General features: G+C 34.3%; 2 protein-coding genes. Both read right to left on the bottom strand.

Going from position 1 to position 1,698, the window contains the following annotated elements:
• Positions 1-121: 121 nt before the first annotated feature.
• Positions 122-736, bottom strand: coding sequence for an inorganic pyrophosphatase (locus EIY84_RS11680; RefSeq protein ID WP_124643378.1), 615 nt, complete (start codon positions 734-736; stop codon positions 122-124).
• A 7-nt stretch (positions 737-743) separates the two neighbouring features.
• Complete coding sequence (locus EIY84_RS11675) at positions 744-1,271, bottom strand: DUF7935 family protein (RefSeq protein ID WP_124643377.1); 528 nt, start codon at positions 1,269-1,271, stop codon at positions 744-746.
• Positions 1,272-1,698 lie beyond the last annotated feature (427 nt).

Below are 1,698 nucleotides of genomic sequence, written 5' to 3'. Positions count from 1 at the left end.
TTTTGCATAGAGAAATTTGTAGTTATTTTTCCTCTAATATACTGAATACCAGTCTTTTAAACAAATAATTAACGCCTTTTTTTAAAGGTGTTTATCGATTTTTTTACTTTAAACAAGTTCATTATTTAGCACCGTAGATTCTGGCGTAATCTTCTTGAGAAGCCAAAATGACTTTCTTAGCTTCTTCAGCTCCGTAGATGTTATCAATTCTACATTTTGCCTCTTCGTTTGGTAAGTTTTTATAGGTAAGGAAATAGTGCATCAACCTGTTTACTTCTGCTTCTGGCAACTCACTGATGTCTCTGAAATGACCAAAAGCGTGATCGCCCACCATTACAGAAACAATTTTATCATCGGCTTCGCCTTTATCAATCATTTTGAAACCACCGATTGGAATGGCTTCCATCATCAAACCACCGGAATGGATGTTATGAGAGCTCAGTACCAAAATATCCAACGGGTCGTTGTCTCCTTCTACCACATCGGTTGATCCCGATTCTATGGCTAATTTTTTCACTTCGTCGTGGCAATAAGTTCTTGGGATAAAACCGTAAAGTGCCGGGATGATGTTGGAAAATTTTTGTGGTCTATCCACTTTCAAATATCCTGTTTCTTTGTCCACTTCGTACTTAATGGTGTCTTGAGGCACAATCTCTACAAAAACATTAACTACCTCTGGGCATTGTTCGCCAGCGGTAATACCGTGCCATGGATGTGCTTTAAAATTTGGAATCATTGTATTGTTAATTGTTAAAATTTATTATTAAAAGTTCTTTTTTTATTTCGTCTATGGTTTGTGAAACAAAATCGCCTTCTTGGGTATAATTCATCATGAAAACGGTTTTATAGTCATCCAGATTCGCTTGGTTCCCCAATCCTTCGTAGGTCGAATGCAATAGCGCCACCAATCTGTTTTTAGAAGTAACGATATTTTGCCAATTTACAGTAGAAATATACAATTGTTGGGTAGAATTATAATCAAACTCTTCTTGTATGCTTCTTTCTGTAAGATAAATAAATTCGTGAATTGCCAAATTTTTATCGAATTTGGAAACCAGTTGTGAAGGCTTTATCCTGTCCAAAAAGAGGGTCATTCTTTCGAAAGCTTGTTGTCTGGACTCTTGTCCAACAGCCATTCCTAAAGACTTCAGCTCTCGTTCTTTTGCGTTCATATAATAATACACAAACTGTCGAAACAAAACCAAAAAAGGAGTTGCGATGACTGCTGCAAAAATATACGGCAAATATGGAGTAAGACTGCTAAAGTTCATTTTTTTAGAGTGCAAAATTATGAAAAAAACATGAGTTATTTAAAAAAAATACAAGGGTTTGACTTATGAAAGGTTTGAACTATAGATTATCCAAGTACAATACTGTCCTAAATAAAATTTAGAATAAATTATTCCCGCATAAAGTCAATTTTTGTGCGGATTTTTTCTACTTTTCAAAAAGATACCAAATGAGTCCAACTATCAAAACCTTTGTTTCAGTAATCTGTTTTCTTCTCTGCTACTAATTTTTTAAAAATACTACGATCAATTTTTGAAATAATCTGAGAAATCGAAGATTCGACATAGAACTTGTTTAATGTTTCCTAATCAAAATACAACAGAATGCGAGCAGATGAAAATCCCTCCAATGTTTTTCTTTAGTTTCATATCGTATTAATAGCGCTTTAAAGCTATCTATCCAAGCGTT

It is taken from the genome of Amniculibacterium aquaticum, from assembly GCF_003852705.1.
Taxonomy (GTDB): domain Bacteria; phylum Bacteroidota; class Bacteroidia; order Flavobacteriales; family Weeksellaceae; genus Amniculibacterium; species Amniculibacterium aquaticum.
This window is presented reverse-complemented; position numbering and strand designations above follow the sequence as displayed.

What these genes read in the sequence shown, in the direction of transcription:
- EIY84_RS11680 (WP_124643378.1), bottom strand. Translation starts at nt 736, where the DNA reads ATGATTCCAAATTTTAAAGCACATCCATGGCACGGTATTACCGCTGGC.
- EIY84_RS11675 (WP_124643377.1), bottom strand. Translation starts at nt 1,271, where the DNA reads ATGAACTTTAGCAGTCTTACTCCATATTTGCCGTATATTTTTGCAGCA.